22 protein-coding genes are annotated in these 23834 nt (G+C 69.7%); 17 read left to right on the top strand and 5 right to left on the bottom strand.

The features are described 5' to 3' along the window. The first annotated feature begins 49 nt into the window (after positions 1 to 49). From AC1HFW_RS08580 to AC1HFW_RS08610, 7 genes are all read left to right on the top strand, one after another. On the top strand, positions 50 to 1144 hold the full coding sequence (locus AC1HFW_RS08580) for an ABC transporter substrate-binding protein (RefSeq protein WP_479282737.1): 1095 nt from the start codon (positions 50 to 52) through the stop codon (positions 1142 to 1144). 13 nt (positions 1145 to 1157) lie between these two features. Next, complete coding sequence (locus tag AC1HFW_RS08585) at positions 1158 to 2000, top strand: ABC transporter permease (protein ID WP_192579573.1); 843 nt, start codon at positions 1158 to 1160, stop codon at positions 1998 to 2000. Beyond that, on the top strand, positions 1997 to 2821 hold the full coding sequence (locus tag AC1HFW_RS08590) for an ABC transporter permease (RefSeq protein ID WP_479282738.1): 825 nt from the start codon (positions 1997 to 1999) through the stop codon (positions 2819 to 2821). The genes AC1HFW_RS08585 and AC1HFW_RS08590 overlap by 4 nt, the downstream gene beginning before the upstream one ends. Before the next feature lie 18 nt (positions 2822 to 2839). Further along, complete coding sequence (locus tag AC1HFW_RS08595) at positions 2840 to 3706, top strand: ABC transporter ATP-binding protein (RefSeq protein WP_479282740.1); 867 nt, start codon at positions 2840 to 2842, stop codon at positions 3704 to 3706. A 58-nt stretch (positions 3707 to 3764) separates the two neighbouring features. Continuing rightward, entirely contained in the window at positions 3765 to 5141 is a 1377-nt protein-coding gene (locus AC1HFW_RS08600) for an LLM class flavin-dependent oxidoreductase (RefSeq protein WP_006395095.1), read from the top strand. A gap of 158 nt (positions 5142 to 5299) precedes the next feature. Further along, entirely contained in the window at positions 5300 to 6013 is a 714-nt protein-coding gene (locus tag AC1HFW_RS08605; RefSeq protein ID WP_479282742.1) for a glutamine amidotransferase, read from the top strand. Further along, positions 6007 to 7467, top strand: a complete 1461-nt coding sequence (locus AC1HFW_RS08610) for a hypothetical protein (protein ID WP_479282744.1) — start codon at positions 6007 to 6009, stop codon at positions 7465 to 7467. Before AC1HFW_RS08605 ends, AC1HFW_RS08610 begins: the two co-directional genes overlap by 7 nt. A 17-nt stretch (positions 7468 to 7484) precedes the next feature. Here AC1HFW_RS08610 and copD read toward each other — a convergent pair whose 3' ends face one another. The 3 genes from copD to AC1HFW_RS08625 all read right to left on the bottom strand — a co-directional run bounded on the left by copD (position 7485) and on the right by AC1HFW_RS08625 (position 9373). After that, entirely contained in the window at positions 7485 to 8372 is an 888-nt protein-coding gene (copD, locus tag AC1HFW_RS08615) for a copper homeostasis membrane protein CopD (RefSeq protein ID WP_006395098.1), read from the bottom strand. Position 8373: 1 nt separating this feature from the next. Further along, positions 8374 to 8730: a copper homeostasis periplasmic binding protein CopC gene (copC, locus tag AC1HFW_RS08620; RefSeq protein ID WP_006395099.1), complete on the bottom strand. Its 357-nt coding sequence runs from the start codon at positions 8728 to 8730 to the stop codon at positions 8374 to 8376. A gap of 187 nt (positions 8731 to 8917) precedes the next feature. Beyond that, positions 8918 to 9373, bottom strand: coding sequence for a hypothetical protein (locus tag AC1HFW_RS08625; RefSeq protein ID WP_241074862.1), 456 nt, complete (start codon positions 9371 to 9373; stop codon positions 8918 to 8920). 109 nt (positions 9374 to 9482) lie between these two features. Between AC1HFW_RS08625 and AC1HFW_RS08630 the strand changes: the two genes are divergently transcribed. Continuing rightward, a complete protein-coding gene (locus AC1HFW_RS08630; protein WP_479282747.1) occupies positions 9483 to 10205 on the top strand; it encodes a ProQ/FinO family protein in 723 nt (240 codons plus the stop codon). Positions 10206 to 10294: 89 nt separating this feature from the next. Here AC1HFW_RS08630 and AC1HFW_RS08635 read toward each other — a convergent pair whose 3' ends face one another. Both AC1HFW_RS08635 and garD read right to left on the bottom strand, forming a co-directional pair. Next, entirely contained in the window at positions 10295 to 11272 is a 978-nt protein-coding gene (locus AC1HFW_RS08635; RefSeq protein ID WP_061071189.1) for a Bug family tripartite tricarboxylate transporter substrate binding protein, read from the bottom strand. Positions 11273 to 11400: 128 nt separating this feature from the next. Continuing rightward, on the bottom strand, positions 11401 to 12975 hold the full coding sequence (garD, locus tag AC1HFW_RS08640; protein ID WP_116520929.1) for a galactarate dehydratase: 1575 nt from the start codon (positions 12973 to 12975) through the stop codon (positions 11401 to 11403). A 246-nt stretch (positions 12976 to 13221) separates the two neighbouring features. Here garD and kdgD (AC1HFW_RS08645) point away from each other — a divergent pair, with 246 nt between their 5' ends. The 9 genes from kdgD (AC1HFW_RS08645) (at position 13222) to AC1HFW_RS08685 (ending at position 23809) form a co-directional block, all read left to right on the top strand. Then, positions 13222 to 14136 (top strand): 5-dehydro-4-deoxyglucarate dehydratase, encoded by a 915-nt coding sequence (gene kdgD, locus AC1HFW_RS08645; RefSeq protein ID WP_061071187.1) that lies wholly within the window; start codon positions 13222 to 13224, stop codon positions 14134 to 14136. Between the two features lie 62 nt (positions 14137 to 14198). Beyond that, the gene (locus AC1HFW_RS08650) at positions 14199 to 15779 is read left to right on the top strand and encodes an aldehyde dehydrogenase (NADP(+)) (RefSeq protein ID WP_479282751.1); all 1581 of its coding nucleotides are present in this window, start codon (positions 14199 to 14201) and stop codon (positions 15777 to 15779) included. 293 nt (positions 15780 to 16072) lie between these two features. Next, complete coding sequence (gene kdgD, locus AC1HFW_RS08655) at positions 16073 to 16987, top strand: 5-dehydro-4-deoxyglucarate dehydratase (protein ID WP_061071187.1); 915 nt, start codon at positions 16073 to 16075, stop codon at positions 16985 to 16987. Positions 16988 to 17220: 233 nt separating this feature from the next. Further along, a complete protein-coding gene (locus AC1HFW_RS08660) occupies positions 17221 to 17943 on the top strand; it encodes a FadR/GntR family transcriptional regulator (RefSeq protein ID WP_479282752.1) in 723 nt (240 codons plus the stop codon). Positions 17944 to 18384: 441 nt separating this feature from the next. Further along, a complete protein-coding gene (locus AC1HFW_RS08665; RefSeq protein ID WP_006395105.1) occupies positions 18385 to 19401 on the top strand; it encodes an amino acid ABC transporter substrate-binding protein in 1017 nt (338 codons plus the stop codon). A gap of 105 nt (positions 19402 to 19506) precedes the next feature. Continuing rightward, complete coding sequence (locus AC1HFW_RS08670) at positions 19507 to 20715, top strand: aminotransferase class I/II-fold pyridoxal phosphate-dependent enzyme (RefSeq protein ID WP_006395106.1); 1209 nt, start codon at positions 19507 to 19509, stop codon at positions 20713 to 20715. Positions 20716 to 20718: 3 nt separating this feature from the next. After that, entirely contained in the window at positions 20719 to 21903 is a 1185-nt protein-coding gene (locus AC1HFW_RS08675) for an amino acid ABC transporter permease (protein ID WP_479282754.1), read from the top strand. A gap of 1 nt (position 21904) precedes the next feature. Beyond that, a complete protein-coding gene (locus AC1HFW_RS08680) occupies positions 21905 to 23008 on the top strand; it encodes an amino acid ABC transporter permease (RefSeq protein WP_006396239.1) in 1104 nt (367 codons plus the stop codon). A gap of 60 nt (positions 23009 to 23068) precedes the next feature. Continuing rightward, the gene (locus AC1HFW_RS08685) at positions 23069 to 23809 is read left to right on the top strand and encodes an amino acid ABC transporter ATP-binding protein (protein WP_006386910.1); all 741 of its coding nucleotides are present in this window, start codon (positions 23069 to 23071) and stop codon (positions 23807 to 23809) included. The last annotated feature ends 25 nt before the right edge of the window (positions 23810 to 23834 follow it).

A 23834-nucleotide genomic window follows, 5' to 3' on the forward strand; every position in this document is an offset into this window, starting at 1 on the left:
CGGCGTGATGCCGGCCGGTTGCCCGATCCTTTTCTGAATGAGTCTTTCCATGAAGTCATTGATGATCCTGAGTAAACGCGTTGCCGCGCTGGGCCTGGTGGCCCTGGCGGCGTGGGGCGGCAGCGTCCGGGCCGCCGACGTGATCCGCGTCGGCGTGGCCACGGCCGGCGGCGGCGACCCGATCACCTGGGGCGGCTCTCCGGGCGGCGTGGTGCGCGTCAACCAGTGGCTGGAACAGGCCTTCGCCGCCGACGGCGTCAAGGTCGAATGGCTGTTCTTCAAGGGCGCCGGCCCGGCCGTCAACGAGGCGCTGTCGAACAAGCAGATCGACTTCGCCTACCAGGGCGACCTGCCGCAGGTGGTGGGCCGCGCCAACGGCCTGAAGACCAAGCTGCTGCTGGTCAGCGGCGCGCGCAACAACCTGTACCTGGTGGCGCCGCCGAATTCGCCGCTCAAGTCCATCGAAGACCTGAAGGATCGCAAGGTGTCGATCTTCCGCGGCACCAACGGCCACCTGGTGGCGATCAACGTGCTGGCCGCGCACGGCCTGGCCGAGCGCGACATCAAGGGGGTGAACCTGGACGCGGGCAGCGCCCAGGCCGCGCTGGTGTCCAACGGCGTGGACGCGGCCTTCGGCGGCTACGAGTGGTTCAAGGTGCGCGACCAGGGCCTGGCCAAGGTCATCTACAGCACCCAGGGCCAGGACCCCGCCTACACGCGCCAGGCCTCGCTGCTGGTGCGCGAGGACTTCGAGCGCGAGAATCCGGCCCAGGTGCAGAAGCTGGTGGACGTGTTCGTGCGCGCCGCGCAATGGTCGTCCGACGAGAAGAACCGCGACGCCCTGTTCAAGATCTGGGAAAAGAGCGGCGTGCCCTACGCCTCGTGGGCGGCCGAATTCGACAAGCAGGACCTGGCCGCGCGCAATTCGCCGCTGATCGACGACTTCATCATCGCCCGCTACAAGGCGGTGGTGGCCGACGCCGCCAAGCTCAAGCTGATCCGCCGCGAGGTCTCGCTGGACGGCTGGTTCGATCCGCGCTATCTGCAGAACGCGCTCAAGGCGCAGGGGCTGGAGCGCTACTGGACCGCGTTCGACGCCGCCGGCAAGCCGGTCGCCGGGCCGGCCCAGGCCGCCGCGCGCTGACCGGAGCGCCGCCATGGCCTTGTCTTCCCTCTCTTCCTCCGCCCTGCCGCGCCTGGCCCCGGCGCCGGCCTGGGCGCGCCAGGCGGCCTGGACCGCCGCGCCCTGGCTGCTGCCGCTGGCCTTGCTGACGTTGTGGCAGACCGGCGCCAGCCAGGGCTGGATCTCGCCGCAGGTGCTGCCGCCGCCCGCCTTCGTCTGGGACACCCTGCGCGACCTGGCCACCAGCGGCGACCTGTGGCTGAACACCCGCGCCAGCCTGCAGCGGGTGCTGGTCGGCTTCGCGCTGGGCAGCCTGCTGGGCCTGCTGCTGGGCACGGCCATGGGCCTGTCGCGCCGGCTCGAAGCCTACGTGCTGCCGACCTTCAACGCGCTGGTGCAGATCCCGGTGCTGGCCTGGCTGCCGTTCGTGCTGCTGATCGTCGGCATCGGCGAACCGCTCAAGTACATCCTGATTGCCAAGGCGGCGCTGGTGCCGGTCACGCTCAACACCCTGCAGGGTTTTCGCCAGGCCAGCCCGGCGCTGCGCGAAGTGGCGCGGGTCTATGGCTACAGCCGCCGCCAGGAGGTGCTGGAGGTGGTCGTGCCGCTGGCCTTGCCGACGCTGTTCACCGGGCTGCGGCTGGGCTTCACCAAGGCCTGGCTGTCGCTGGTGGTGGTGGAACTGGTGGCGTCCAGCGAAGGCCTGGGCTACCTGATCGTCTACGGCCGCCAGTTGTTCCAGCTGGACCTGGTGATGGCCGCGGTGATCGTGGTGGGCGCCATCGGCTACGCCATCGACCGGTTGCTGGACTGGGCCGAGACCCGCCTGATCCACGGCCGCCGCGGCGCCGCCGTCACCGCGCAGGTGCGGCCATGAGCGCCCCGACGCCCGCCTCGCGCGACGCCGCCGAACTGGCGCTGGCGCAACCGCTGGCCGTGCGCGGCGGCGGCCGCTGGCGCGGCCTGGCGCTGCCGGTGGCCGCCATCGCCCTGTGGTGGCTGCTGGCCCGCGCCGACCTGGTGAACTCGGCCCTGCTGGTCTCGCCCGGCAAGGTGCTGGCCACCGCGGCCGACCAGATCGTCGGCGGCAAGCTGTGGCGAGCGCTGGGCGCGAGCCTGGGGCGCGAGTTGACCGGCTTCGCCATCGGCACCGTGTCGGGCCTGGTGTTGGGGGTGCTGCTGGGCCTGTCGCCGCTGTTCAACCGGCTGGTCGGTCCCAGCTTCAACACCTTCAAGCAGATCTCGCTGTTCGCCTGGATTCCGCTGATCTCGGTGTGGTTCGGGCTGGGCGACACCGCCAAGGTGGTGTTCCTGTCGCTGGCAGCGCTGGTGCCGGTGGTGGTCAACACCTGCGACGGGGTGCGCAACGCGCCGCCCAAGCTGCTGGAGGTGGCGCGGGTGTACGGCTACAGCCGCTGGCAGACCTTCGCCCAGGTGGTGCTGCCGGCCGCCGCGCCCGCGATCTTCACCGGCGTCTACCTGGCGCTGATCTATTCCTGGCTGGCCACCATCGGCGCCGAATACCTGCTGGTGGCGGGCGTCGGCATCGGCAACCTGCTGATCGAGGGCAGCGAACATTTCCAGATGGACCTGGTGATCTTCGGCATGTTCGTGGTCGGGGTGATCGGCTGGCTCATGAATGCCCTGGCCCGCGTGGCCGAACGCCGGCTCGCGCGCCTGCGCGGGCAGGACCAATAACCGCAGGAAGACTCAAGCATGGCTCAACATTCTTCGCTGGACCTGTCGCTGCAGGCGGTCGGCAAGCGCTATCCCAGCGCCCAGGCCGAAGGCGGCGTGCTGCAGGTGCTCACGGGCGTGGACCTGGACATCCCCGCCGGCCAGTTCGTTTCCATCGTCGGCGCCAGCGGCTGCGGCAAATCCACCCTGCTGCGCCTGATCCTGGGGCTGGACGATACCTATGAGGGCGCCATCACGCTGGGCGGCGAACCGGTGCGCGGCACCGGCCCGGAACGCGGCATCGTGTTCCAGGACCACCGCCTGTTCCCGTGGCTGACGGTGGCGCAGAACATCGCGGTGGGGCTGCGCAACGCCGCCATTTCCAGCACCGAAAAGCGCGACCGCGTGGCCGAGCACGTCGCCCTGGTCGGGCTGGAGGGCTTCGAACAGTCGTACCCGCACCAGATCTCCGGCGGCATGGCGCAGCGCGTGGCGATCGCGCGCGGCCTGGTCAACCGGCCGCGCGTGCTGCTGCTGGACGAACCCTTTGGCGCGCTCGACGCGCTGACCCGCGCGCGCCTGCAGGCCGAACTGCAGCGCATCTGGCAGAAGGAGCGCATCACCATGATCCTGGTGACGCACGACGTCGAGGAAGCGGTCTACCTGGGCGACCGGGTGGTCATCATGCAGCCGCGCCCCGGCCGCATCCGCCGCATCGTCGACGTGCCGCTGCCGCATGCCCGCAACCGCAGCGACCCGCGCTTCATCAGGCTGCGCGACGACGTGCTGTCCGACTTCCTGGAACCGGACGGCGCGCCCGCCGATGACAGCCCGCCGCTGGGCGTGGATGCCACCACCGGCGTGCCCGCATTGCCCTCGCTGGCCTCGCTGCGCATGGCCTGGTGAGGTTCCCGTTCCGATCCCCGGCAGCGTTGCCGGCCACCCCATTGCTGGAGTCATCCCCATGACCCGTTCCCCGCGCCAGATCAAGCTCGGCGCCTTCCTGATGCAGACCGGCCATCACATCGCCGCCTGGCGCCATCCCGACGCCCAGGCCGACGCGCCGGTCAATTTCCGCCACTACGCCGAATTGGCGCGGCGCGCCGAGGCCGCCAAGTTCGACGCCATCTTCCTGGCCGACTCGGTCGGCGTGCGCAACACCGATCTGGCGTCGCTGTCGCGCACCGCCCGCAGCGACCACTTCGAGCCGCTGACGCTGCTGTCGGCGCTGGCCGCCGTGACCGAGAAGATCGGCCTGATCGCCACCGTTTCGACCACCTACAACGAGCCCTACCACGTGGCACGCAAGTTCGCCTCGCTCGACCACATCAGCGGCGGCCGCTCGGGCTGGAACCTGGTGACCTCCAGCGGCCAGGGCGAGGCGCAGAACTTCAACCTGGACGAGCACGTCGAGCACGCCCGCCGCTACGCCCGCGCCGCCGAGTTCCACGACGTGGTGCTGGGGCTGTGGGATAGCTGGGAGGACGACGCCTTCCTGCGCGACAAGCACAGCGGCCAGTACTTCGACCCAGCCAAGCTGCATCCGCTGCGCCATCGCGGCGAGCATTTCTCGGTGCGCGGGCCGCTGAACGTGTCGCGCTCGCCGCAGGGCCGCCCGGTGGTGGTGCAGGCCGGCGCCTCGCCCGCCGGACGCGACCTGGCGGCGCGCACCGCCGAGGTCATCTTCGTGGCGCACCAGACCTTCGACGAGGCCCAGGCGTTCTACCGCGACATCAAGGGCCGCGCCGTCGAGTATGGCCGCGATCCCGACGATATCAAGATCATGCCCGGCATCTTCCCCGTGATCGGCCGCACCCAGGCAGAGGCCGAGGAAAAATTCGCGCGCCTGCAGGACCTGATCCATCCGGTCGTCGGCGTGCAGCTGCTGTCCAACATGATCGGCGGCTTCGATCTGTCGGGCTATCCGGTCGACGGGCCCCTGCCCGACATTCCGGAGACCAACGGCGGCAAGAGCCGCCAGCAGCTGCTGATCGACCTGGCGCGGCGCGACAACCTGACGATCCGCCAGCTTTACCTGCGCATCGCCGGCGCCCGCGGCCACCAGCAGGTGGTCGGCACGCCGCAAAGCGTGGCCGACCAGTTGCAGCAATGGTTCGAGGAGGACGGCGCCGACGGCTTCAACATCATGTCGCCGTGGCTGCCGGGCGGGCTGGACGACTTCATCGAGCTGGCGCTGCCGGAACTGCGCCGCCGCGGCCTGTTCCGCAGCGAGTACGAGGGCGCCACGCTGCGCCAGCATCTCGGGCTGGCGCGCCCGCCGCATCGGGCCGTGGCGCCGGTGGGCGCCGGCGCCACGGAGGCGGAAACCGCCGCCGCCTGAAGCCGGGTCCGCCGGGGCGCCAGGCGGCCATTGGCCGGCGCCCCGGCGATATCATCCTGGCTCATAGCAGATAGGCGGTTTTTCATATTGATGAATGACCGCGCTGGCCTCATCATGGCGCGGGGCCCGGTCCGGGCCGCGCCGATTCCGCCACCGACATGCCGCACAAACCGCTCGCCATCCTGCAAATGGGCCACCCGCCCGAAGACCTGCGCGCTACTCACGGGGAGCAGGCCGACTGGGTCGCCGCCGCCCTGGAGGGCGTCGAGGTTCCGTTGGCCGTGCTCCATCCCGCCGCCACCGACACCCTGCCCGACCCGGCCTCGCTGCGCGGCGCGGTGCTGACCGGCTCCTGGTCCATGGTCACCGACCGCGAGCCGTGGAGCGAACGCACCGCGCAGTGGCTGCGCGACGCCATGGCGGCGCAATTGCCGCTGCTGGGCATCTGCTACGGCCATCAGTTGATGGCGCACGCGTTCGGCGGCGTGGTCGACTATCACCCGCGCGGCCGCGAAATCGGCCTGCATGCGGTTCAGCGCCTGCCCGCCGCGGCCGCCGATCCGCTGCTGGCGGGCCTGCCCGACCGCTTCCTGGCGCACCTGACGCACGAGCAGAGCGTGCTGCAACCGCCCGCGACCGCGACGGTGCTGGCGGGCACGGCGCACGATCCGCACCAGGTGCTGCGCTACGGCCCGCGCGCGCTGTCGGTGCAGTTCCACCCCGAATTCACCGCCGGCCTGATGGACGCCTGCCTGGCGCGGCGCCAGGACGTGTTCGCGGCGGAGGGGCACGACATCGCCGCCCTGCGCGCCGCGCTGGCGCCCACCCCGCACGCCCAATCGATCCTGCGCGGCTTCGCGGCGGCATGCTGACCTATCTGCTGTGGTCGCTGCCGGCGCTGATCGTCATCGCCGCCATCGCCAGCGGCCGCTTGAACACCACCCTGGCCGCCGTGCTGGGCCTGCTGGCGGCCGCGCCCGTGGCCCTGTTCACGGCGCCCGGCGTCTTCGGCGCGGGGCAACTCGGCCATGCCCTGGCGCGCGGTGTGTGGATCGGCGCCATCATCACTCCCTACATCCTGGGCGGCCTGCTGTTCTGGCAAATGGCCGCGCGCGGCGATGCCGGCCACGGCGCCGCCCAGGCGCCGGCCGACCCTCTGGCGCGGCGCCGCCTGCTGTTCTTCGCCTGTTTCCTGGTGGGGCCGTTCGCGGAGTCGGCCACCGGCTTCGGCGTCGGCATGCTGGGCACGGTACTGCTGATCCGGCCGCTCGGCTTCAAGCCGCGCGAGCTGATGGTGTTCGCGCTGTTGAGCCAGACCCTGATCCCCTGGGGCGCCATGGGCAGCGGCACGCTGCTGGCTTCGGCCTATGCGCGCGTGCCGGCGGCGCAGCTGGCGCTGGTCGGCATGGTGCCGGTGGCGCTGCTGATGATCGTCTGGATGACATTGTTCTGGCGCACCGCGAGCCGCGCCGGCCTGCCGGTGGCGGCGGGCGAACGCCTCCGCGAAGCCGGCTGGATGCTGGCCTGCCTGGGGCTGCTGACGGCGGCCACGGCGCTGCTGGGCCCCGAGACCGCCTTGCTGGCCGCTTATGGGCCGCTGATCGTGCTGCGCTTCGTGCTCGACCGCCGGCCCGGCCGCGCCGAGCTGCGCACGGCGGCGCGCGGCGCCCTGCCCTACATCCTGCTGATTGCCTGCCTGGTCGTGACCCGCCTGGCGCCGGGGCTGAACCCGGCCCTGGCGGGGCTGGCCAGGATCGCGCCGTACCCCGACCTGCCCGCCTGGGCGCCGTTCCTGCACGCCGGCAGCTGGCTGATCGCAGGCGCGCTGCTGATGGCGCTGTGGCGCCGCCAGCCCGGCCTGCTGGCCGGCAATGCCCGCCATGCCTGGAACACCGGCAAGCACGCGGTGCTGTCCGTGTTCCTGTTCGCGATGATGGCCGAGGTGCTGGCGGGCGCCGGCATTTCGCAGGCCTTCGCCGACGGGCTGTTCCGCGGCCTGCAGGACTGGACGCTGCTGCTGACGCCGCTCCTGGCCGGCGCCTTCGGCATCCTGGCCAACAGCGGCAACGCGCCCAACAGCCTGTTCATGCCGTCGCAGCTGTCGCTGGCGCTGCACGCCGGCCTGAGCCTGCCGGCGGCGGCCGCACTGCTGCACGTGTCCGGCACGTCGATGGGGTTTTTCTCGCCGATACGCATGTCGATCGCCGCCGGCCTGGCCCACGGCCGCGGCCAGGAACGCGCGGTCTACGCGCAACTGCTGCCGTTCGCGCTGGGCGCATTCGCCATCCTGCTGGGCCTGGCGCTGCTGCTGGTGCTGGCGGGCTGAATGCCCGCCGCGCCCGGCTAGTGCGGCGACATCAGCCCCAGCAGGCCCACCACCGCCAGCAGCAAGGCGCCCAGCGCCAGTTCCCACACAGTGTTGCGCCGGATCGCGCGCAGCGCCGGCACGGGCCCTGAGCGGATGCGCGGGATCCAGTGATAACGATTGCGCAGCGCCAGGGCCGTCATGGCCAGCGCCAGCGCCACTTTGGCCAACAGCAGCCGCGCATAGCCGGTGGCCAGGTCGGGCAGCCCCGGACCGAGGATCAGGACCGCGTTGGCCACCCCGCTCAACAGCAGCACGGCCACGGCCACATGCCCCCAGGCCGAAAACCGCAGCAGCGCGCGCGTGGCGTCCCGGCGCCATCCCGGCCGCCGCCATGCCGCCAGCCACAGCAGGAATACCGGCAGCGAGCCCAGCCAGAACGCCGCCGCCAGCACGTGCAGGAAGTCATTCACCGCGTGCGCCAGCCCCAGCCAGCCCTCGTCCATCGCCGCATGGCCGCTCAAGGCCAGCGGCGCCAGCGCCAGCGCGGCGACCCCGGCGATGAGGCCGGGGCTGCCGGGCCGCAGGCCGAGCACCACGCCCAGCAGCGCCGCCGTGGCCAGCGCCCGCACGATCCAGACCTGGCCGTAGCGAGTCTGCAGGATCACCGTATCGAGCATGTCGCCATCGAGCATCGCGTGCCAGTCGCCGGCGATACTGGCGGCCTGCAGCGGCAACAGGCACAGCGTGGCGGCGAGCCCGACGCTCCCCGCCAGGCGGAAAACGCGCCGCAGCGCGGCTTCCGCCTCCAGCCCGAGGCGGGGCGAACCGCCCAGGGCCAGCATCGCGCCAGCGCCGAACAACACCGCCACCGCGCCGGCGGCGAGGGCCCGGCACAGCGCGAACGCCAGCAACAACGACGTCATTTCAAGGCTTGACCGTGAAGGTCCAGGCGCCGTCGGTCTTGTGGCCGTCCTTGGACAGCGCCTGCCATTTGACCGTGTAGGCGCCGGCCGGCAGGGGCTTGGCCACGGGCAGCACCAGCGTCTTGTCGTCGCCGGGCGCCGGCGCCGCCTTGGCCGTGACGGCGGGCTTGCCGGCGGCATCCAGCACGGTCAGCGAAGAGAACGCGGGCTCCAGCCCTTCGGAAAAGCTGGCGCTCACCGAGGACGGCGTGGCCACTTCGGCCTTGTCGGCCGGCGTGGCGCGCTGCAGGTGGGCATGGGCCCAGGCCCATTGCGGGGCCAGGATCAGCGTGGCGGCGATCAGAACGGGTTTGAACATGATGAACTCCTGGAAAACAGGCGGCGCAAGGCCGCATGGCGAAAAAGGGACACGCGGCAGGCGCGCGGAACAGTCACGAAGGAAATGGAGCGCAGGGCGGGCCGCGGCGGGCGCCACGGCCGGTATCCCGTGCGCGTGAACGGCGGGCGAGCCGGCAATGCCGAGCCAGCGCGGCGCTAAGACGGCATCAGGCCGCGCGTGGCGGGGCCCGGGATTGCTGGGGCAGCCAGGCCGGTTCGCCGCGCAGACGCGGCGCGGCGTCGGCCACAAAGGGCAGCGCCGGCAGCGCGGCCGGCAGGCGCCAGGCCACGCCGGCCGGCGCGGGCGGGCAAGCCCCGCCCAGCATGGCGCAGGTCGAGGCGCAGCAGTGCGGCAACGGGCCGCCCTTGGCCCCGGCGTCATGGCCGGCCGCCGACGGGCCGGCCGGGGAATCCGCCTCCAGCACCATCACACGCGGGCCGCTGGCGGTGCAGAGGATGACGCTGGCGCCCTTTCCGGACGCCGCGGCGGACACCGCCGGCGCGGGCGCGCCGAACGCCGTGGAGGCCACCAGCGACTGGAAAACCAGCAACGCCGCCGCCAGCCACGCCACCGCGCGACGGGCGGCGGCGGACGGGCTCGTAAACGTAACCGGCGTGTGCATCCCCATGGTGGCCCCGAGCTTACGACGGCCGCCGGACGGCCGCAACTTCAATCTGACCCGCCACAACTGTTATGCTCCACGCTTTCAACATTTGAAGTCGCAGCACACCATGGGTCTAGAACAGCTCGCCGCAATCCGAGAACTGCTGTTGAAGCAGGCTCCCGAAGAGGCGGCTTCCAAAAAGAAACCCGCCCGTCCGGCCACCAACGAAGCGGGGTCGCGCAAGCCATCCGCGCGTCCGTCCGACGATGCGGCTGCCGCCCGGAAGAAACCTGCGCGTTCGCCGGCCGGCGAGCGACGCGAGGCGCCGGCGGTCGACCCGGTGCTGATCGCCATTTCGCGGCTGCAACGGCAATTCCCCAAGGCCTTTCCCAAGAAGCCGGCGCCCAAGGTGCCGCTCAAGCTGGGCGTGCTCGAGGACCTGGTGCAACACGCCAAGGCCCTGCAGCTCAGCGCCGACGAGATCAAGCAGGCCGTCAAGACCTGGTGTGATGGCCGTCGATATTGGGACTGCATGGTCGAGGCCGCCGCGCGCGTGGACCTGAACGGCGAACCCGCCGGCGCCGTCACCGCCAACGAAGCGCAGCACGCCAAGCGCATGGCCTCGCGCCGCCACGCCAAGGCGGGCGGCGGCCGTGGCGGCAAGGGCAATGCGAACAAGGGCAAGCCGGCCGCGGAAGGCGCCAAGCAGCCGGCGCAGGCCGAGGCTGCCGCGCCCGCCGCCGCCGATACGTCCGTGGACGCGTCTGTCGATACCTCGCTGCAAGCGTCTGTCGATACCTCGGTGGACACGCCGACCCAGGCGCCGTCGGATACGCCGACCGCCGACTGATCGCTGTCTCCAAAAACCGCGGACCGTGCGGCGCCAGGCGCTTCACGGTCCGCGGTTTTTTGGGGCGCCGGTCGTGCCGGCCGCCCGGATCAATCCAGCCGGATATCGGCGCTCTGCACCACCTTGGCCCAGCGCGCCCGCTCGCTGTTGAAGAACTGCGCCAGTTGCGCCGGATCGCGCACCACGATCTCGGCGCCCTGCTCGTTCAGCTGCGATTTCACGTCGGGCTGGTTGACGATCTGGCCCATCAGCGTGGCCAGCAGGTTGGCGGTCTTGTCGCTGGTGTTGGCCGGCGCCATCACGCCCTGCCAGGTGCCGGACTCGAAGCCCGCCACGCCCTGTTCCGAAATCGTGGGGATGTCGGCCACCAGCTGCATGCGTTCCTTCTTCGAGATCGCGATCGCGCGCAGCTTGCCGCCCTTGATGTGCGGCAGCGTCGCCAGCAGGCCGTTCATGATGACCTGGGTCTGGCCGCCGATGGTGTCGGTCACCGCCTGCGAACCGCCCTTGTAGGGCACGTACTCCCACTGCGCGCCGGTGGCCTGCTGCACCGCCACGGCCGCCAGGTGCGGCGCGCTGCCGATGGCGGTGACGGCAAAATTCAGGCGCTGCTTCTTCGACAGCGCCACCAGCTCCGGCACGGTCTTGGCGGGCACGTCCGGATGCACCGCCAGCACGTGCGGCGAGTACGCCAGCATGCCGACCGCGCGCAGGTCCTTGGACGGATCGAACGACAGCTTGGTGTAGACCGACGGGCTGATCGCCAGCGCGCCGACATCGCACAGCAGCACCGTGTGGCCTTCCTGCGCCGACTGCACCACGATGCCGGCGCCCAGGTTGCCGTTGGCGCCGGGCTTGTTCTCGACCACCACCGTCTGCTTGAGCGCCTCGGCCAGGCGCGGCGCGATCACGCGGGCGATGATGTCCGACGAGCCGCCGGGCGGGTACGGCACCACGATGCGCACCGGCCGCGTCGGCCATGCGTCCGCCTGGGCCCAGGCCGGCGTCAGGCGCGCCAGTCCCAGCGCGGCCGCGCCCGCCAGCAGGTGCCTTCTGTTTGAATCCATGTTGTCTCCGTTGTCGTTGTAGGTCGTGTGTCCGGGCCGGCCGCGGCAGGCCCGGTCGAGCCCCCGCCGCCGCGCGCCGGGGTGCCGCTTGCGCCGGATCCGCCCCTGGCGGACCCGCCGGAAAGACGTCAGGTCACCGGACCCGGGTTGAACAGCGCCAGGGCGTTGTGCAGCTTGAGCGTCTCGGCACAGGTCTGGCGCCGGCCGCTGGCCACGTCCAGCATCAGCCGGAACAGCTCCCAGCCCACGTCCTCGATGCTGGCCTGGCCGGTGGCGATGCGGCCGGCATCCACATCCATCAGGTCGTGCCAGCGCCGCGCCAGGTCGCTGCGGGTGGCGACCTTGATCACCGGCACCTGCGCCAGCCCATAAGGCGTGCCGCGGCCGGTCGTGAAGATATGCAGGTTCATGCCCGCCGCCAGTTGCAGCGTGCCGCAGATGAAATCGCTGGCCGGCGTGGCCGCGAAGATCAGGCCCTTGCGCGTCAGCCGCTCGCCCGGCGACAGCACGCCGTCGATATTGGACGTGCCGGACTTGATGATCGACCCCATCGCCTTCTCGACGATGTTGGACAGGCCGCCCTTCTTGTTGCCGGGGCTGGTGTTGGCGCTGCGGTCGGCGCTGCCGCGTTGAAGGTATTCGTCGTACCAGGCCATTTCGCGCACCAGCGCCTCTGCCACGTCGGGCGTGGCGGCGCGCGCGGTCAACTGGTCGATGCCGTCGCGCACCTCGGTGTTTTCCGAAAACATCACGGTGCCGCCGGCGCGCACCACCAGGTCGGCCGCGAAGCCGACCGCGGGGTTGGCGGTCACGCCCGAGAACGCGTCGCTGCCGCCGCACTGCACGCCCACCACCAGCTCGGACACCGGACAGGTTTCGCGGCGGCGCTGGTTCAGGGCCTGCAGGTGGCGCTCGGCGGTGCGCATGATATTGGCGATCATGGATTCGAAACCCACGTGCTCGTCGTCCTGCAGCACGATGGTATCGACGCCGTCGTCCCCCGCCCTGCCCTGGCCGGCGCGGATCGGAATCGCGCCGGGCGCCAGCAGGCGTTCGGGCTGCAGTTTCTCGCAACCCAGGCTCACCACCATCGCGGTGCCGCCGAAGTTGGGATTGCGGGCGATGTTGTGCAGGGTCCGCACCGGGATCGCCGCGCCCGGCGCGTCGATGGCGACGCCGCAACCGTAGGTGTGCTCGATGCCCACCACGCCGTCGACGTTCGGGTAGCGCGGCAACAGTTCGCGGCGGATGCGTTCGACCGCGTGTTCGACCACGCCCTGCACGCATTGCACCGTGGTGCTGATCGCCAGGATGTTGCGCGTGCCGACCGTGCCGTCGGCGTTGCGGTAACCCTCGAACGTGTAGCCCTCCAGCGGCGGCAGCGGCGCGCGCTTGTGCGTGCCGACCGGCAGGTCCCGCAGCGTGCGCGCGGCGGGCATGGTGGTGACGCGTTCATTGACCCAGCTGCCGCGCGGCAGATCGCGCGCGGCGTAGCCCACGATGACGTTGTAGCGGCGCACCGGCTCGCCCGCCGCCAGGTCGCGCAGCGCCACCTTGTGGCCCTGCGGCACGGCCTCGACCAGCGTCAGGCCGTCGGGCAGCGCGGCGCCGGCCGCCAGGCCGCCATCATTGGCCACGATGGCGACGTTGTCGTCGGGATGAATCTTGATCAGCACGGGCGCTGGGCCAGCCGCGGGCAGCATGGTGGAATCCTCTGCGAAAGTGGCGTCGCGGTAGGCGGCGCGCGATACGTTATCGTACAACCTGAGCGATTATGCGTTTGGACGGGCTTGGTCCACATTGCGGATTTCCCCAATGTCTGCCCGCTGTGCGCCAGGAGATTGGTTGAATCGACCAAAATCATGTTGTACGATGACGTACCTATTAAACTGGATCCGCACGACAGGCTCGCCTGCCTGCGGTGACCCGCCACTTACGGAAACCCGCCCATGACCACGCCGCAGGAGCTCAAGGCCATCGTCTCGGAAGGACTGCTCTCCTTCCCCGTGACCGATTTCGACGCGCAAGGCAACTTCAACGCCAAGACCTACGCCCAGCGCCTGGAATGGCTGGCCCCCTACGGCGCCACCGCCCTGTTCGCCGCCGGCGGCACCGGCGAGTTCTTCTCGCTGGCCCCCGATGAGTATTCGGACGTCATCCGCACGGCCGTCACCACCTGCGCCGGTAAGGTGCCGATCCTGGCTGGCGCAGGCGGCCCGACCCGCGTGGCCATCGCCTACGCGCAGGAAGCCGAACGCCTGGGCGCCAAGGGCGTGCTGCTGCTGCCGCACTACCTGACCGAAGCCTCGCAGCAGGGCATCGCCGACCACGTCGAACAGGTCTGCAAGTCCGTCAAGATCGGCGTCATCGTCTACAACCGCGCCCAGTCGCGCCTGTCGGCCGACAAGCTGGCCCAGCTGGCCGAGCGCTGCCCCAACCTGGTCGGCTTCAAGGACGGCGTCGGCGACATCGAGGCCATGGTGCGCATCCGCCGCAAGCTGGGCGACCGCTTCTCGTACCTGGGCGGCCTGCCCACCGCCGAGGTCTACGCCGCGGCCTACCGCGCCCTGGGCGTGCCGGTGTACTCGTCGGCCGTCTTCAACTTCGTGCCCAAGACCGCGATGCAGTTCTACCGCGCCATCGCCGCCCAGGACCACGACACCACCAACCGCCTGCTCGACGAGTTCTTCCTGCCTTACCTGGAGATCCGCAACCGCTGCGCCGGCTACGCCGTCAGCATCGTCAAGGCCGGCGCCAAGCTGGTCGGCCACGATGCCGGCCCGGTGCGCGCCCCGTTGACCGATCTGCATCCCGAGGAAATGGAGATGCTCGACGCCCTGATCCGCAAGCTGGGTCCGCAGTAAGCCCGCTTCGCGCCCTACCTGTTCGCCCCCGGTCCGGGGGCGTTTTCATTCGGAGAGACTGCATGACTTTGACCGGCAACATGTTGATCGGCGCCCAGGCCGTGAAGGGCGCTGGCGCGCCGCTGCACGCCATCGACCCGGCCCGCGGCGAGCCGCTGCAACCCGGCTTCTGCGCCGGCACCGCCGAGGACGTGGCGCGCGCCGCCGAACTGGCCGCGACCGCGTTCGACTCCTACCGCGCCGCGCCGCTCGAGACCCGCGCGCAATTCCTCGAAAGCATCGCCGAGGGCATCCTGGCGCTGGGCGATGCGCTGATCGAGCGCACGCATCTGGAAACCGGCCTGCCGCTGGCCCGCCTGCAGGGCGAGCGCGGCCGCACGGTCGGCCAGTTGCGCCTGTTCGCGCGGGTAGTGCGCGATGGCTATTTCCTGGACGCCACCGTCGACCCCGCCCAACCGGACCGCCAGCCGCTGCCGCGCGCCGACCTGCGCCTGGCCAACGTGCCGCTCGGGCCGGTGGCGGTGTTCGGCGCCAGCAACTTCCCGCTGGCGTTCTCGGTGGCGGGCGGCGATACCGCGTCGGCGCTGGCCGCCGGTTGCCCGGTGATCGTCAAGGCGCACAACGCCCATCCCGGCACCTCCGAAATGGTGGGCCGCGTGATCCAGCAGGCCGTCGCTAAGCACGGCTTGCCGGAAGGCGTGTTCTCGCTGTTGTTCGGCGCCGGCAACGAAATCGGCACGGCCCTGGCGACGCACCCCGCCATCACCGCGGTCGGCTTCACCGGTTCGCGCCGCGGCGGCCTGGCCCTGGTGGCGGCCGCCAACGCGCGGCCGGTGCCGATCCCGGTGTACGCCGAGATGTCCAGCATCAACCCGGTATTCCTGCTGCCCGCCGCCCTGGAAGCGCGCGCCGAAACCATCGCCAAGGGCTTCGTGGAATCGCTGGTCATGGGCGTGGGCCAGTTCTGCACCAACCCCGGCCTGGTGATCGGCATCGAAGGCCCGGCGCTGGATCGCTTCCGCCAGGCCGCCGGCCAGGCGGTGCAGGCCAAGGGCGCCGCCACCATGCTGACGCCGGGCATCTTCTCGGCCTACACGCAAGGCGAACAGGCGCTGGCCGGCCACGCCAGCGTCGCCACGCTGGGACGCGGCGAAGCGTCGCGGCCCGCCGCCAATGCGGCCGGCCCCGCCGTCTTCGGCACCGACGCCACCCGCTTCCTGGCCTCGCCCGAGCTGGAGGCCGAAGTGTTCGGCCCCGCTTCGCTGGTGGTGGCGTGCCGCGACGCCGCGCAGATGCGCGCGGTGGCCGAGCACCTGGAAGGCCAGCTGACCGCGACACTGTTCGTGGACGAGGCCGACGCCGACGTCGCGCGCGCCCTGCTGCCGGTGCTCGAACGCAAGGCCGGCCGGATCCTGGCCAACGGCTACCCGACGGGCGTCGAAGTCAGCCATGCGATGGTGCACGGCGGCCCGTTCCCGGCCACCTCGAACCCCGCCTCGACCTCGGTCGGCGCCACCGCCATCCGCCGCTTCCTGCGCCCGGTCTGCTACCAGGACCTGCCCGACGCGCTGCTGCCCGACGGCCTCAAGCGCGCCAATCCGCTCGGCCTGCCGCGCATGACCGACGGCGTGCTGTCGGCCTGATCCGCTGCCAATGAAGCCAGGAACGGGCGGCGATGAGCCGCCCGTTTTTCTTTTTGGCGGGTGCGCAGGACAGGCACGCTGTCGCTCGCGACGTCCGTCCTCGCGATCCGCCCGCCTCGCCGCGTCCGGCCGTTCTCCGTCGGGCGATGTTGTACGACAACGTCGGTACGCTCATTTCCAACATTGCTCACTCATCCTGTATGTTGTACGATGACATACATCATCAGTTACCCAATCCCTGGCCGCGGGCATGACGCCACGGCGGCCTTCACTTCGCATCAATGGACCCAGGCATGACCACACCCCAGGAACTCAAGGCCATCGTCTCGGAAGGGCTGCTCTCCTTCCCCGTGACCGATTTCGACGCGCAAGGCAACTTCAACGCCAAGACCTACGCCCAGCGCCTGGAATGGCTGGCTCCCTACGGCGCCACCGCCCTGTTCGCCGCCGGCGGCACGGGCGAGTTCTTCTCGCTGGCGCCCGATGAGTATTCGGACGTCATCCGCACGGCCGTCACCACCTGCGCCGGCAAGGTGCCGATCCTGGCTGGCGCCGGCGGCCCGACCCGCGTGGCCATCGCCTACGCGCAGGAAGCCGAACGCCTGGGCGCCAAGGGCGTGCTGCTGCTGCCGCACTACCTGACCGAAGCCTCGCAGCAAGGCATCGCCGACCACGTCGAACAGGTCTGCAAGTCCGTCAAGATCGGCGTCATCGTCTACAACCGCGCCCAGTCGCGCCTGTCGGCCGACAAGCTGGCCCAGCTGGCCGAGCGCTGCCCCAACCTGGTCGGCTTCAAGGACGGCGTCGGCGACATCGAGGCCATGGTCCGTATCCGCCGCAAGCTGGGCGACCGCTTCTCGTACCTGGGCGGCCTGCCCACCGCCGAGGTCTATGCCGCGGCCTACCGCGCCCTGGGCGTGCCGGTGTACTCGTCGGCCGTCTTCAACTTCGTGCCCAAGACCGCGATGCAGTTCTACCGCGCCATCGCCGCCCAGGACCACGACACCACCAACCGCCTGCTCGACGAGTTCTTCCTGCCTTACCTGGAGATCCGCAACCGCTGCGCCGGCTACGCCGTCAGCATCGTCAAGGCCGGCGCCAAGCTGGTCGGCCACGATGCCGGCCCGGTGCGCGCCCCGTTGACCGATCTGCATCCCGAGGAAATGGAGATGCTCGACGCCTTGATCCGCAAGTTGGGCCCGCAGTAAGCGCCAGCCAGCCGGGCGGCCCACGCGCCGTCCGCTGCCCCAGCGGGTCCGCGCAGCGGTCTCGCGCCAGGACGCCCTCCGCCCAGCGGAGGGCGTCCTGCTTTCGGCGTGCCACGGCCGCGAACCCGCCCGCTGGCACGGCCCGATAATGCTCCTGTATGCTGTCATACGGCATCGGGCGTTTATCATAGGGCTTCCGGCCCTCCCGGCGCCGCAACCCTACAAGAGAGACAATGGAAACTCCCCGGCCCCGCCAGCGATCGCGCCTGACCGACGTCGTGATCGACGAACTGACCAAGCGCCTGGATGCCCGCCAGTACCGCCCCGGCGACAAACTGCCGTCCGAGCATGCGCTGTGCGCCGAATTCGACGTCAGCCGCACCGTGATCCGCGAGGCCGTGGCCTCGATGCGCCTGAGCGGCCGATTGGTCAGCAAGGCCGGCATCGGCGTGTTCGTCACCGAAGACCGCGAAAAGCCCATCGATTTCGTCGTCGCCCCGGCCGCCGACCCGCGCTGGGCGCTGCACATCATGGAACTACGCGCCGGCCTTGAAGTCGAGGCCTGTGGCCTGGCGGCCGAGCGCCGCAGCGCCGCCGACCTGAGCGGCATCGTCGAAGCCTTCGACGCCTTCAACCGCGCCACCCGCGACATGGAAGCGGCGGTCAAGGCCGACTACGAATTCCATCTGTCGATCGCGCGCGCCTCCAACAACCCGCACTTCCCGGCCCTGCTGCAGGCGGCGGTGCGCGACGTGATGCTGGACCTGAACATCAAGCACGGCGGCAAGACGCCCGAGGAACTCGAAGTCTACGAGTCCCGCAACGTGCACGAGCACGAAGCCATCCTGACCGCCATCATGCGCCGCGACCCCGGCGCCGCGCGCGCCGCCATGGCCCGCCACCTGGGCGACAGCATCGCCCGCTACCGCAAGCTGTTGTCCAACCCGACGGCCTGACCGGCCCCGCGGCGCATTCCGGGCGGCCACGGCAGGCCGCCCATCGACCCCCGCGCGGCCCGGCCTGCGCCTCGGTCTTGCCCCGCCCGGCGCCCTGCCGGCGGCGCCATATAACCGGCACCGATGTTGCAAATTACGGGAATCCCCTGACTTGCTAACTTGTATGATGGCTGCCATCATACGTCTCATCAGTTACGCAAGATCTGCCGTCCAAGTGCCGCCGATGAGCCTGTTGCCTGCCCCCCGCCCGACCTTCCAACGCTACGCCACCCGCCTTCGCAGGTAAGGCCGCCCGGAAGGCCGACGGCGCCGACGCCCCGCCTTTCCCCCTCCCCGTCCGACCCGCATGTCCCATCCCGCCCGCCCGGGGGACGCGACGGTGCGCCGCCGGTCTGTTTCCTAGCCATTCCCTGCCCTTCCGTATCCCTGGAGAACACTTTCATGCGCAAGTTCCTGACCACCGCCGTCGCGGCGACCCTGTTGTGCGTTGCCTCCGGCGCCCAGGCCGGCGTCACCTTCGAAGCCGTCAAGAAAAAAGGCTTCCTGCAGTGCGGCTTCGCCGGCATCCCCGGTTTCTCGGTGCTCGACAGCAAGGGCGAATGGACCGGCCTGGACGTGGACATGTGCCGCGCCGTTGCCGCCGCGATGTTCGGCGACGCCTCCAAGGTCAAGGGCAACGTGCTGACGGCACAGGCCAAGTTCACGGCCCTGCAATCGGGCGAGATCGACATGCTGTCGCGCAATACCACCCAGACCCTGACGCGCGACACCACGCTGGGCCTGATTGGCGTGGGCGTGAACTTCTACGACGCCCAAGGCCTGATCGTGAAGAAGTCGATGAACGTCAAGACGGTCAAGGAACTGGACGGCGCCACGGTCTGCGTGCAGCCCGGCACCACCACCGAACTGAACCTGGCCGACTACTTCCGCGCCCGCGGCATCACCTTCAAGCCGGTGCTGGTCGAGAACTACGACGAGAACTTCCGCCTGCTGGAGTCGGGCCGCTGCGACGCCTACACCAACGACAAGTCCAACACCGCCGCCAACATGCGCACCCGCCTGGCCAAACCGGATGACTGGGAAATCCTGCCCGAGAACCTGTCCAAGGAGCCCCTCGGCCCCATGGTGCGCCAGGGCGACGAGCAATGGTTCAACGTGGTGCGCTGGTCGCTCAACGCCATGCTCGAGGCCGAGGAATACGGCATCACCTCCAAGAACGTCGACGAGATGCTCAAGAGCACCAACCCCAATGTGCAGCGCATCCTGGGCGTGACGCCGGGCATGGGCAAGAACCTGGGCCTGGATGACAAGTGGGCCTACAACATCATTAAGCAGGTCGGCAACTACGGCGAAAGCTACGACCGCGCCATGGGCAAGGACAGCCCCCTGAAGCTGGACCGCGGCCTGAACAAGCTGTGGACCCAGGGCGGCCTGATGTACGGCTGGCCCGTGCGCTGAGTGGCCTCGCGCGGCCCGGTGATGGCGCCGGGCCGCGCCGCGTTTTTCCGATTTCCGCGGACCGGCCGCCACGCGCCGGCCTCCGCTTTTTTTGAAGCAGTCACCATGAACAGCATCGTCAACGCCCGCCTCAAGCAGATCAAACCCTCCCCCAGCATGGCCGCCAAGATCGTGGTCGACGAATTGCGCCGCGCCGGGCGCGAGATCGCCGACTTCACCCTGGGCGAGCCCGACATGCCCACGCCGGCCCACATCGCGCGCGCCGGCCAGGACGCCATCGCCGGCGGCGACATCCGCTACACCAGCCCCAACGGCACGCCCGGCCTGCGCCGCGCCATCGCCTCCAGCCTGGAACAGGCGATCGGCGCCAAGTACGGCCTGGACCAGATCACCGTGGGCGCCGGCGCCAAGCAGATCATCGGCGCGGCCCTGACCGCCAGCCTGGAACCGGGCGACGAAGTGATCGTGTGCGCGCCGTACTGGGTGTCCTATCCCGACATGGTGCTGCTCAACGACGGCAAGCCGGTGGTCGTGACCGGCCCCGAATCGCAGGGTTTCAAGCTCGACGCGGCCAGCCTGGAAGCGGCCATCACGCCGCGCACCCGCTGGCTGATCCTGAATTCGCCCAGCAACCCCAGCGGCGCCGTCTACAGCCGCGCCGAGATGCGCGCCCTGACCGAGGTGCTGCTGCGCCATCCGCGCGTCTGGATCCTGAGCGACGAGATCTACGCGCCCTTTTGCTACGGCGCCGAGGCGCACGTCTCGCCGGTGCAGGTCGAGCCGCAGCTGGCCGACCGCACCCTGATCGTCAACGGCATGTCCAAGTCGTACGCCATGACCGGCTGGCGCGTGGGCTACGGCGCCGGCCCGGCCGAGCTGATCAAGGCCATGAGCACGGTGATGTCGCAAAGCACCAGCTGCCCCAGCGCCATCTCGCAGGCCGCGGCCCAGGCCGCGCTCGAAGGCGACCAGTCCAGCGTGGCCGAGATGGTCGCCATCTTCAAGGCGCGCCGCGACTTGATCGTGCGGCGCCTGAACGCGATTCCCGGCATTTCCTGCGCCACGCCCGACGGCGCCTTCTACGTCTATGCCAACGTCGGCGGACTGATCGGCCGCAAGGGCCCGGACGGCGAGCTCAAGACCGACCTGGACGTCAGCCTGTTCTTCCTACGCCAGGCCGGCGTGGCGGTGATCGACGGCGGTTCCTACGGCCTGTCGCCCTATGTGCGCTTCTCGTTCGCCACCGCCACCGAGGTGATCGAACAGGGCATGGACCGGCTGGCCGCCGCGGTCAACGCGCTGATGGCGGGCTGACGCGTGGACAAGCAGAACAACGCCACGGCGCGGCCACCGCGCCGCTGGTCCTGGAACGATCCCGCCACCCGCGCCCTGGCCTACCAGGCCCTGGCGCTGGCGCTGGCGGGATCGGCGATCGGGTTCCTGGTCCACAACACGCTGCAGAACCTGGCGCTGCGCAACATCGCCACCGGCTTCGGCTTTCTCACGCGCGAAGCCGGCTTCGCCATCGGCGAATCGCCCATCGCCTACGCGCCGGCCGACACCTATGGCCGCGCCATCGTGGTCGGCATTCTCAATACGCTGCGGGTCGGCCTGCTGGCGCTGGTGGCCGCCACCATGCTGGGCGTGCTGATCGGCGTCGGCCGGCTGTCCAGGAACTGGCTGGTGGCGCGGCTGGCCTCGATCTACGTCGAGGTCATGCGCAACGTGCCGCTGCTGCTGCAGCTGTTCTTCTGGTATGCGCTCATCACCGAGAACATGCCGGGCCCGCGCCAGGCGCACAACCCGCTGCCGGGCGTGTTCATTTCCAACCGCGGCCTGAAGGTGCCGGGGCTGGAAGGCGCCTCGCTCGACTGGGTGCTGGCCGGCCTTGGCCTGGCCATCGTCGCCATCCTGTTCCTGGGCCACTGGGGCAGGAAGCGCCAGGAAGCCACCGGCCACGTGTTCCCGCTGGGCCGCGCGGCCATCGGCCTCCTGATCTGCCTGCCGGTGATCGGCTGGCTGGCCAGCGGCGCGTCGCTGACGCTGGACGTGCCGGAGCTGAAGGGCTTCAACTTCACGGGGGGCCTGACGCTGACGCCGGAATTCGCGGCGCTGTTGCTGGGCCTGGTGATCTACACCGCGGCCTTCATCGCCGAAGTGGTGCGCTCGGGCATCCAGGCGGTCAACAATGGCCAATGGGAAGCGGCCGGCGCCCTGGGCCTGCGCCGCAAGCAGGTGCTGCGCCTGGTGGTGCTGCCGCAGGCGCTGCGCGTCATCATCCCGCCCATGACCAGCCAGTATCTCAACCTGTTGAAAAACAGCTCGCTGGCCGTGGCCATCGGCTATCCGGACATCGTGTCGGTGGTCAACACCACGCTGAACCAGACCGGGCAGGCCATCGAGGGCATTCTCATCATCATGGGCGCGTACCTCACGGTCAGCCTGTCGATCTCGATCTTCATGAACTGGTACAACAAGCGCATTGCGCTGGTGGAGCGTTGATATGAGCAGCACTACGCATATCCCCAGCGAAGGGCTGCCGCCGCCCAAGACCCATGTCGGCGCGTGGGCGTGGCTGCGCTCGCGCCTGTTCTCCTCGCCGCTGAACATCCTGATCACGGTGCTGGTGGCGTGGTTCCTGCTGATGTCGGTGCCGGCATTGGTGGAATGGGCCTTCATCAAGGCCAACTACACCGCCGCCAACGCGCAGGAATGCCGCGCTTCCGTGGGCGGGGCCTGCTGGGCCTTCATCATCGAGAAGCACCGGCTGATCCTGTTCGGCACCTATCCGTTCGACGAGCAGTGGCGCCCGCTGATCGCGACCATCATCCTGGTCGCGGTGATCGTGTGCAGCGGCATCCGCCGTTTCTGGAACTGGAAGCTCGCCATCATCTGGACCGTCGGCCTGACCGCCGTGGCGATCCTGATGTGGGGCGGCGTGCTGGGCCTGACCTACGTCGAGAACGCGCGCTGGGGCGGCCTGCCGCTGACGCTGATCCTGTCGACGTTCGGCATCGCTTTCGCCTTCCCGATCGGCGTGCTGCTGGCCCTGGGCCGGCGCTCGAAGATGCCGGCCATCAAGGCGCTGTGCGTCGTGTACATCGAGCTGATCCGCGGCGTGCCGCTGATCAGCCTGCTGTTCATGTCGTCGGTGATGCTGCCGCTGTTCCTGCCCGAGGGCTTCTCCATCGACAAGCTGCTGCGCGCGCAGATCGCGATCATCATGTTCGCGGCCGCGTATATCGCCGAAACGGTGCGCGGCGGCCTGCAGGCGATCCCCAAGGGCCAGTACGAAGGCGCCGACTCGCTCGGCCTGAACTACTGGCAGCAGATGCGCAAGATCATCCTGCCGCAGGCGCTCAAGATCGTGATCCCGCCGCTGGTCAGCATCTTCATCGCGCTGTTCAAGGACACCTCGCTGGTGGTGATCATCGGCATCTTCGACCTGACGCTGGCGGCCAAGGCGGCCCTGTCCGACGCGGCATGGCGCGGATTCGGGGTGGAGGCGTATCTGTTCATCTCGCTGATCTACTTCGTCTTCTGCTTCTCCATGTCCAAATACAGCCAGGCGCTGGAAAAACGCCTGGCCACCGGTCACGCACGATAGAACCTTGCCGCGGGCCCGCCCCAGGCGGGCCCGCAACGCGATATTTACGGGAGTACAGGCATGTCTGATGCCATCATTCGACTGCAGGACGTGAACAAGTGGTACGGCCAGTTCCACGTGCTGCGCAACATCAACCTGGACGTGGCGCCGGGTGAGCGCATCGTGGTGTGCGGGCCGTCCGGCTCGGGCAAGTCCACCATGATCCGCTGCATCAACCGGCTCGAAGAGCACCAGAAAGGCCACATCATCGTGGACGGCACGGAGCTCACCAACGACCTCAAGCACATCGAGACCATCCGCAAGGACGTCGGCATGGTGTTCCAGCACTTCAACCTGTTCCCGCACCTGACGGTGCTGGAGAACCTGACGCTGGGCCCGATGTGGGTGCTCAAGAAGCCGCGCGCCGAAGCCGAGGCCACGGCCATGAAGTACCTGGAGCGCGTGCGCATCCCGGACCAGGCCAAGAAATTCCCCGGCCAGCTCTCGGGCGGCCAGCAGCAGCGCGTGGCCATCGCCCGCTCGTTGTGCATGAGCCCCAAGATCATGCTGTTCGATGAGCCGACTTCGGCGCTCGACCCGGAAATGGTCAAGGAAGTGCTGGACGTGATGGTCAACCTGGCCCAGGAAAGCGGCATGACGATGCTGTGCGTGACCCACGAAATGGGTTTCGCGCGCAAGGTCGCCAACCGCGTCATCTTCATGGACCGCGGCGAGATCATCGAGCAGAACAGCCCGGACGAGTTCTTCGACAACCCGCAGAACGAGCGCACCAAGCTGTTCCTGAGCCAGATCCTGCATTGAGGCCGGGCGGGCCTGCCCGCCTATG

Source organism: Achromobacter sp. ISS7, from assembly GCF_056523125.1.